Source organism: Streptomyces sp. NPDC093544 (genome assembly GCF_040683495.1).
In the GTDB taxonomy this organism is placed as follows: domain Bacteria; phylum Actinomycetota; class Actinomycetes; order Streptomycetales; family Streptomycetaceae; genus Streptomyces.
Genome location: NZ_JBFBEA010000023.1, coordinates 128,367 through 136,531 on the forward strand (window position 1 = coordinate 128,367; position 8,165 = coordinate 136,531).

The following is an 8,165-nucleotide window of genomic DNA, read 5'->3' on the forward strand; positions in this document are numbered from 1 at the left end:
CCGGATTTCTTCGGGCGGTGTGTCACGTCAGCGCGCTGCCCGCCTGCCACTGCTCCCAGCTCGCGTTCCAGTCGCCGTAGCCGTTGCCGACGTCGACCGTGTCCTTCGAACCGACGACCTTGACGACATCGCCAGGGATGACCTCGTCGTAGAACCGCTTCGCCGTGCCGTCCGTCGCGAGCCCGACGCAGCCGTGCGTGACGTTCTGGTTGCCCGCGTACGTGTTGGCCTTCGGGTTCTCGTGGAGGTAGGTGCCCGAGGTGGTGAGGTGGACCGCGTAGGAGTAGTAACCCGCGTACGCGTCGCCGTAGTTGACCGTGCGCGAGTCCATGAAGACCTCGCGCTGCTTGTCGGAGACGACCATCGTGCCGTTCCAGGTGTCCATGCCCGGGGCGCCCGCGGTGATGGGAACGGTCCGGGTCTGTCCGTCCTTGACCACCGTCATGGTGTGGGTGCGGACGTCGACCGTGGCGACGAGCGAACGGCCGACGGTGAAGTGCCGGGTGATCCCGGAGCCCGCCCGGACGGTGACCTCGGTGCCCGGACTCCAGTACGCGCGCGGACGGAAGTCGACGCGCTGCCCGTCCAGCAGGTTGCGGTCCTTGACCCAGCTCCAGGAGCCGTCGACATCGGCGGAGACCTTGAACTGCCGCTCGGTGTCGGCCCGTTCGTCGGCAGGTATCGCGTGGTCGAAGGTGACGGATATCGGCATGCCGACGCCCACGGTCTGCCCGTCGGCGATGTTGACGTGCGCGCCGTCCAACGCCTGGAGAGGCGTCTGCGTGGGCTTGGGCGTGGGCGTCGCCGTGACACTCGGCTTCGCGTCCGCCACCCGGGCGTTCGCCTCCTCCTGCGGTGTCCCCCCGGCCACCGCCTGCGCCGAGCAGCCCGCGAGCGCGCACAGGGCCGCCGCGCTCATGGCGCGGGCCGCCCGGCCGCTCCCGACTCCCCTGGTCCTCGCGGTCGTCCTGGTCCCCGTGGTCATCCAGATCCCCCTGTGATGTGTTTCGATGTGCGACGTACGGGACCTGTACGCACGGCACCGACCGCCGGGTTGCACGGGACTTGGGATTTTCCGGAAACTCCGGCGGGGGGTCATGACCGAGGACGAGTTCGACGCGTTCTACGCGACCGCGTTCCCCCGGCTGACCGGCCAGCTCTACGCCTTCACCGGGGATCACGGCGAGGCACAGGACGTCGTCCAGGAGGCGTTCGTACGCGCCTGGGACCAGCGGCGGGAGTTCCTCCTCGACGGGGCGCCGGAGGCGTGGATACGCACCGTGGCGATGCGGCTCGCGGTGAGCCGCTGGCGCCGTGCGCGCCGCTGGCTGGAACTGGTGCGCCGGAATCCGCCGCCGCAGCACGTCCCCGGGCCGGGCCCGGAACGCGCCACCCTGGTCGCCGCGTTGCGCACACTGCCCGAGGCGCAGCGGATGGCCCTGGTCCTGCACCATCTGTGCGACCTGAGTGTCGAGCAGGTAGCCTCCGAAACCGGCGCCCCCGTGGGGACGGTCAAGGCCCGGCTGTCCCGTGGCCGGGCGGCGCTGGCGCGGGAGCTTACGGCGGACTCGGCGGGCTCGGCGGGCTCGGCGGGTGGTGCGGGCTCGGCTCGCCCGGCCGGCTCAGCCGGCTCCTCCGGTTCGGTCGGCGATGGGGAGCGGGAGGACGACCGTGTCCGATGAACTCACCTCCGAACTCACCGCGGAACTACGCGAGTTGGCCGCCGCCGGTGAGACGCCTCCGCCGCTGTCCGGCGCGGAGATCCGCGGCAGGGCGGTACGCCGCCGACGCCACCGCCGTACGGCCGCCACCGTCGCAGGCGCCTCCGCCGCGGCTGCGCTCGCCCTGGTCGTGGCCCTGAACCTGGGCGGCGCGGGCACGGACCGGAACCCGTCCCCGGCGGGCAGCCCCACCGGCATGCCCAGCACCCCCGCGACAGCGGACGCCACGGTCGACCTGTCCCGGCGGGTGGTCACGGTCGCGGGGCGCGAACTGCCGCTCTCCTCAGGCGCCGTGGAGACGCCCACGGCGCCGGGCCGGATGACGGTCACCTCCAAGGCGAGCATGAAGCTGATGCCCAGCGACGACATCGTCGGCCCGGGCTACGACCTCAAGGTCTCCTGGTTCATCGAACTCCTCGCGCCCGACGGCAAGACGAACTACATCGCCGCTCTCGCCTACGACGAGAAGGCCCCCGGCGCCTACGACCGCACGTCCGGCTGGATCGGCCTGCGCATGAGCGACGCGGAGTGGCTGTACGGGCAGCTGGAGGTGGGGTCGGTGGTCGACATCGAGGGAGCCGCGCCCACGGCGACGCTCGAACCGACGCCGACCGCCACGGGCCTGCCCGGCGAGAGCGGGGCGACGCCGACGGCTACGCGGCCGTGACATCGATGGGGCCAACTCCCGCTGTGGTCAGCCCTGTCGGGCGGACGGGCGGTCGGTGGGGCGGGTCGCCGGGGACTGTTTCGTGAGGACCTTCTGGAGGCGCTGGGTGCCCAGTTGGATCGCCTGGTTCGTGAAGTCCTCCTCGGCGCCGCCGAGTCCGCCGTTGGTGAGGGAGACGGCCCGGTCGCCGACGCGCACGGCGGCGAAGTCCAGCGTCAGCGTCGGGGTCTCGCCGTACGGGTCACCCTCACCGCTCATGGTCATCCGCAGCCCCTCGCGGGCGTCGCCCACACCGGGCAGCGCCGCCGGGACGACCGTGACCGTCTGCCGTCCGCCCCGGACATCGGTGGACGTGAACTCCGCGCACTTCACCGGCAGCGTCCGCAGCCAGGCCATCTTCGCGTCCACTTCCGCCGGTCCGCCGTACGCGGCGACCTGGTAGCGCAACTGCGCCTCGGTGTCGCTCTCGTCGAGGCCGACGACCGCGCCGGCGCCCTTCGGCTTCCCGAGCAGATCCTCGGCGTACAGGCCGTCGAGCAGCCGCTGACAGTCCGCGACGTCCGTCCTGCCCTTGAGGAGACCGTCCCGCCAGGTCGCCCCGCCCTGCGTCGCGGACCACCGCTCGCCGAGCTCGGCGGGGCTGAGCAGGGCGTCGTGGGCCTGTGTGACGGTGAGCGAGGGGGTGGCGGACGCGGTGGGGGACGCCGGGGCGGCGGGAGACGCCGTGACCCTTTCGTTGGTCGGCTCCTCGCCGGGAGCGTCGAAGGCCGAGCAGGCGGACGCCGACACCAGCACGCCCGCCGTCAGCACGGAGGCAAGAACACGGGACGGGCGACGGTTCATGGCGGGGCCTCCTGAGGACGCGGCAGTTCCCCCACGCCACCACCGGACCTCCGCCCCCACCAGCGCACCGGTCCGTCCGGGTGAGTCCGGACCCGCCGTGTCGGTCAGCCGGCCGACACCCGCACCCGCCGGCTCCCGCACGTCCCGCACACCGCGTCGGTCAGCGGCGACCTGACAGCGGCACCGTCCTCGTCGACGTACTCCTGGGTGGTCTGACCGGTCGGGTCGAGCGGGTCGGTGAAGAACATGAGCTGGAACGTCGCCTTCCAGGTGTGTCCGCAGTTCCCGCAGGCGAACGCGAAGGTCTCCCAGACCGCGCCGGGCTCGGTCGTCATGCCCCCAGCGCACCCCGGGCGGCGGGGCCGGGCAAGTCGGGGCCGCGCCCGTGCTCGTCCCGTCGACGCCGCACCGCGGATGATCACTGCCTCCGGCGGGGGTGAATATCTACCCTGACGGGTGGAGAAATTGGAGCGCAGTGCGGGGAGTTTCTTTATTCCCCCGAGAGGGGTGAGATAGTGCGCCCCCTCCGCGCTCGTCCCGTGCTAGTGTCGATATCAGTTGCAGTTGTGGTTCCCAAAGTCTTGGAGCTTGCTTTCCGGTCCGTACCGGGAAGTCGGCTTCTGAATATCCGGTGCTTATCCGGAGGGGGCAACATCGCGCAGACGCGGACCCACACAGTGTGGGTCCTCGAGCTTTGCCCCGAAGGAGATTTGACATGGCTACTGGCACCGTGAAGTGGTTCAACGCGGAAAAGGGTTTCGGCTTCATCGAGCAGGACGGCGGCGGCGCTGACGTCTTCGCCCACTACTCGAACATCGCCACCCAGGGCTTCCGTGAGCTCCAGGAAGGCCAGAAGGTGACCTTCGACGTCACCCAGGGCCAGAAGGGCCCCCAGGCGGAGAACATCGTCCCCGCCTAGTCCGGGACCCCCCGCTGACGCCTGACTCTTGAGTCGGCCGACGCTTACAGGTGGCCGGGACCTGCACCCTGAGGTGCAGGTCCCGGCCACCTGCTTTTTGTTTATTCACGCATTAAATTTCCGGCGAATTTCCCGTGACGCCGTGCCTGCTTTCCGGTGCTCGGAAACTTCCCCTGCGGAGGCACCCATGCGTTGTGTGATCGCCCGTTTCCCCTTCGATCTCATCAAGGGCGAGGTCGAGCACTCGATGGCGGACGTCCAGCCCGAACCCGTCACCGGCGCGTCCGTGGTCATCGGCCCGCGGACCTACCCCGTCAAGCAGGTCGGGGAGGTCATCACCCGGCAGGACCGCCGCGACTTCACCGAGTTCGAGGTGGCCCGCGCGCTCACCCGCCTCGGGTTCGTCTGCCGTCCGGCGGCAGCACCGACGCAGCCTCCCGCGCTCCCCGACTGGACGGCCGAACCGGCGTAGGTCCAGCCCCGAGAATCAGCCCCATGGCGCGCCCGGGACACCTGTGCGGGCCCGGGTCGCCGCGAAGTCGACCGTTGCCTTCCGGCCGGGAGCGACCTCGGCCGTGATGCGGCGCAGGTCGCCGGCCGAGTCCAGCGAGTAGGTCTGGGGGAGCGCCGAGGCTTTGGGACGCACGACGGGAGCGTCGGCGCCCGGGGCGCGAGGTGCCAACCGGTGGGAATCGGCGGGGAGTCGGGTGTTCGCCGGGCCATCCGCGGCCACGGACAGCGCCAGATGCAGTGCCTTGTCCAGCGGAGCGGTGCCATAGGGACGGCGGGTCCACTGGCCGGACGTCAGAGTGCCCGCCCGACGTGCCGCCTGAACGGCGGTCGTCACCGGGCCCGGGGCGGCCGGTCTCCCCTCGGGGCCAAGGGTGTTGTCGGGGGCCGACGCCGGAGAACCGGCCACGGCGATGCCCTCCAGGTCCCAGGCGAGCAGGCCCCGCATGATGTGGCCGTCGTCCATCACCTCGTACACGCCGACCGCCCGATGGACACGGTGGTCGGCCACGGCGCGCACCGTCACCGTCCCGGCCCCCGCGGAGGGGAGCCGCACAGTGACCTCCGAGGGGCCGTCGGCCCTGGACGTCCGGAACCGGGTCAGCGCCAACGCCGTGCGCTGGGCCTCGTACGCGGAACCGGAATCGGAATCGGAATCCGTGTGCGGGCCGGGGCCTTCGGCGGCGTTCTCGCTGCCGGTCCCGCCTCCGGTGATGAGTACCGCGGTCAGTGCGGCGCCCGCGACCGCCGTCGCCGCCACGGCCGACACCCAGACTTTCCCCGTGCGGGAGACGCGGACGGCGCGGACGGCGCGGGAGATACGAGAGAAGCGCATGGTTCGTCTCTACATGCGGGCGGGGTGACCATCGGCCGACGCCGGTCGGCGGGCCGCTCCGCGTCACCCTCCCGGGCGCACACCGTCGACTCGGGCCGACGGAGCCGCCGCTCACACCGCCAGGACCGCGCGGACCGTCTTGCCGCCGAAGCCGGTGCTGACGACCTCCAGGCGATGGGCGAGCTGCTGGACCATCGCGAGACCGCGGCCGCTCTCCGATTCGGTGTCCAGCCGGCCGACGCTGGGGCGTCCCGGGCTGTCGTCGTGCACCTCTACGGTCACCTCACCGTGCGCCACCTGGAGGCGGAGCCGGCAGCCGGTGCCGCCGTGCCGGACGGCGTTGGCGACGAGTTCGGAAGCTATCAGCGTGGCGTCGTCGACCTGGTCGGCGGTCGGCGCGTCCATCCGCGGCCGGGTGAGGAACGCCGATGTGAGTCTGCGGGCCCTCCCCGCCGACACTGCTGTGCGCGGCAGTGTGTACTCGACGCGGGCGGTCTGCCGGACGGCGCGCTCGTGCGCACGCATGACACTTCACTCCCCTCCAGGACGGTCGGTACTCCCGGCGGCCGGACCCCCCGCCGGCCGGGACCCGCGCTATACGGTGCGCGGCCGGTCCTGCCTACGGGTCATGCCCACGCTGAGTGATCCGCAACCGGCGTTCAACGTCACAAAGCCGCTAAGAGAGTTACAGAGGGGTATGGGGGTGCGGGAGCGCTTGTCAGGGTGTCCGGGTGAGCAGGTCCCGTACCGCCTTGGTGACCTCCGCGGGCGCCTCCTCCGCCATGAAGTGGCCGCAGGAGACGGTGGAGTGGCGCAGATCGGTCGCCCAGGCGGCCCACCTGGCGGCGGCGTCGAAACCGAGCGCGGCGCCCCAGTCCTGTTGGAGGACGGCCACCGGCATTTCCAGCCGGTTGCCGGACTCGCGGTCGGCCAGGTCGTGTACGACGTCGATGCCGGCGGAGGCACGGTAGTCGGCGACGATCGACGGCACCGCCTCGCGGGACGCCTTGAGGTACGCGGCCCGGATGTCGTCAGGGATCGTCGTTGCCTCCGAGCTCTGCGTCCACTGGTCGAGGAAGTGGCCGAAGAACGCGTCCGGGGCCGCGCCGATCAGTTGCTCCGGCAGGCCCGGCGGCTGGGCCATCAGATACAGATGGAAGGCGACCGCCGCCGTCGTGCCGTGCAGCACGTCCCACATGTCCAGCGTGGGCAGCACGTCGAGCGAGGCGAGATGAGTGACCGTGTCGGGGTGGTCGAGCCCGGCACGGATGGCGACGAGCGCGCCCCGGTCGTGGCCGACCAGGGCGAAGCGGTTGTGCCCCAGTGCGCGGGCGAGGGCGACGATATCGGCGGCCATGGTGCGCTTGGAGTACGTCGTCGGATCGGCGTCCTCGAGGGTTCCTGCGGTTCCTGCGGTCTCTGCGGATTCGGCCGGCTTGTCGCTGGCGCCGTAGCCGCGCAGGTCGGGACAGATGACGGTGTGGTCGGCGGCGAGGTCGACGGCGACGTGCCGCCACATCAGGTGGGTCTGCGGGAAGCCGTGGAGGAGGACGACGGGGGTGCCGCCGGAGCCGCCGACGGCGACGTTCAGGGATACGTCGGGGGCGACCGGGATGCGGTGGTAGGCGAAGCCCGGGATGGTCGGGGGTGTGCTCTGGGGCATCGGTTGCTGCCTCTCGGAGGGGTGCGGGAGCGGGATGTCTTGAGCTTGCCGGGCGTGAATCAGCGGTGAATCAGCGCGCGTACGGTGGCGGGTGGGCCGGCCGGAGAGGGTGGTGGCGTGGAGCAGCGGGTCGTTTTCGGGGTGCTCGGGGCTGTCGTGGCCGAGCGTGACGGGGGCTCGCTCGCGTTGAAGGGGCCGCGGCACCGGGCCGTGCTCGCCCGGCTGATCGTGGCCCGTCGGCGGGTCGTGCCGGTCGCCCGCCTTGTCGACGACCTGTGGGAGGACCCGCCCCCGGGTGCGGTGGGTGCCGTACAGACCTTCGTCGGCGCGCTCCGCCGGGCCCTGGAACCGGAACGGCCGCCGCGTGCCCCGGCTCGGCTGCTGGTCACCGAGGGGCCCGGGTATGCGTTGCGTGCCGTGCCGGACGCGGTGGACGCGTGGCGGTTCGAGGCGGCTGTCGGGGATGCCGTGAAGCTGCCGGCCGAGGAGGCGCTCGGGAGGCTGGAGGAGGCGCTCGGGTGGTGGCGGGGGCCCGCGTACGCCGAGTTCGCGGGGGAGGGGTGGGCTCGGGCGGAGCGGGCGCGGCTTGCCGAGCTGCGGCTTCAGGCCGTCGAGCGGCGGGGTGCGGCTCAGCTTGCGCTGGGGCGTGCCGGAGAGGCGGTTGCCGATCTCGATGCGCATGCCGCCGAGCATCCCTGGCGGGAGGGTGCCTGGGGTCTGCTCTCTCTTGCGCTTTATCGGGTGGGGCGGCAGGCGGATGCGCTCGCTGTGCTGCGGCGGGCGCGGGTCGCGTTGGCGGACCAGCTGGGGCTGGACCCTGGGCCGGGGCTGCGGAGGCTGGAGGCGGACATCTTGGCGCAGGCGCCGGGGTTGGACGGGGGTGGGTTTTCGCCCCCTCCGCCCCTGCCCGTTCCCGTCCCTTGGGGGCTCCGCCCCCAAACCCCCGCTCCTCAAACGCCGGAGGGGCTGAATCCTTCCCCAGGTGAAGGGGAGGCTGGGGGCGGAGC

At 72.0% G+C, this 8,165-nt stretch carries 10 protein-coding genes and 1 pseudogene; 5 read left to right on the top strand and 6 right to left on the bottom strand.

What is annotated here, in order from left to right:
- Nucleotides 1-22 precede the first annotated feature (22 nt).
- Complete coding sequence (locus tag AB0N66_RS31455; protein WP_365441384.1) at nucleotides 23-985, bottom strand: L,D-transpeptidase; 963 nt, start codon at nucleotides 983-985, stop codon at nucleotides 23-25.
- Nucleotides 986-1,097: 112 nt separating this feature from the next.
- Here AB0N66_RS31455 and AB0N66_RS31460 point away from each other — a divergent pair, with 112 nt between their 5' ends.
- Both AB0N66_RS31460 and AB0N66_RS31465 read left to right on the top strand, forming a co-directional pair.
- Nucleotides 1,098-1,682, top strand: a complete 585-nt coding sequence (locus tag AB0N66_RS31460) for a SigE family RNA polymerase sigma factor (RefSeq protein ID WP_365441386.1) — start codon at nucleotides 1,098-1,100, stop codon at nucleotides 1,680-1,682.
- A complete protein-coding gene (locus AB0N66_RS31465; protein ID WP_365441388.1) occupies nucleotides 1,672-2,388 on the top strand; it encodes a L,D-transpeptidase in 717 nt (238 codons plus the stop codon). Before AB0N66_RS31460 ends, AB0N66_RS31465 begins: the two co-directional genes overlap by 11 nt.
- Nucleotides 2,389-2,415: 27 nt before the next feature.
- On the opposite strand, the gene AB0N66_RS31470 is transcribed toward AB0N66_RS31465, so the two are convergent.
- A complete protein-coding gene (locus AB0N66_RS31470) occupies nucleotides 2,416-3,231 on the bottom strand; it encodes a hypothetical protein (protein WP_365441390.1) in 816 nt (271 codons plus the stop codon).
- 104 nt (nucleotides 3,232-3,335) lie between these two features.
- Entirely contained in the window at nucleotides 3,336-3,566 is a 231-nt protein-coding gene (locus AB0N66_RS31475; RefSeq protein WP_365441392.1) for a hypothetical protein, read from the bottom strand.
- Between the two features lie 380 nt (nucleotides 3,567-3,946).
- Between AB0N66_RS31475 and AB0N66_RS31480 the strand changes: the two genes are divergently transcribed.
- Nucleotides 3,947-4,150: a cold-shock protein gene (locus AB0N66_RS31480; protein ID WP_010986199.1), complete on the top strand. Its 204-nt coding sequence runs from the start codon at nucleotides 3,947-3,949 to the stop codon at nucleotides 4,148-4,150.
- Between the two features lie 187 nt (nucleotides 4,151-4,337).
- Nucleotides 4,338-4,622, top strand: a complete 285-nt coding sequence (locus AB0N66_RS31485) for an SCO5918 family protein (protein WP_365441394.1) — start codon at nucleotides 4,338-4,340, stop codon at nucleotides 4,620-4,622.
- A 15-nt stretch (nucleotides 4,623-4,637) separates the two neighbouring features.
- On the opposite strand, the gene AB0N66_RS31490 is transcribed toward AB0N66_RS31485, so the two are convergent.
- From AB0N66_RS31490 to AB0N66_RS31500, 3 genes are all read right to left on the bottom strand, one after another.
- The gene (locus tag AB0N66_RS31490; RefSeq protein WP_365441396.1) at nucleotides 4,638-5,495 is read right to left on the bottom strand and encodes a hypothetical protein; all 858 of its coding nucleotides are present in this window, start codon (nucleotides 5,493-5,495) and stop codon (nucleotides 4,638-4,640) included.
- A gap of 111 nt (nucleotides 5,496-5,606) precedes the next feature.
- Nucleotides 5,607-6,020 (bottom strand): ATP-binding protein, encoded by a 414-nt coding sequence (locus tag AB0N66_RS31495; protein WP_365441398.1) that lies wholly within the window; start codon nucleotides 6,018-6,020, stop codon nucleotides 5,607-5,609.
- A 193-nt stretch (nucleotides 6,021-6,213) separates the two neighbouring features.
- Entirely contained in the window at nucleotides 6,214-7,158 is a 945-nt protein-coding gene (locus tag AB0N66_RS31500) for an alpha/beta hydrolase (protein ID WP_365441400.1), read from the bottom strand.
- A gap of 117 nt (nucleotides 7,159-7,275) precedes the next feature.
- On the opposite strand from AB0N66_RS31500, the pseudogene AB0N66_RS31505 reads away from it, so the two are divergent.
- Nucleotides 7,276-8,034, top strand: a pseudogene (locus AB0N66_RS31505) (AfsR/SARP family transcriptional regulator); the annotation flags it as partial.
- Between the last annotated feature and the right edge of the window lie 131 nt (nucleotides 8,035-8,165).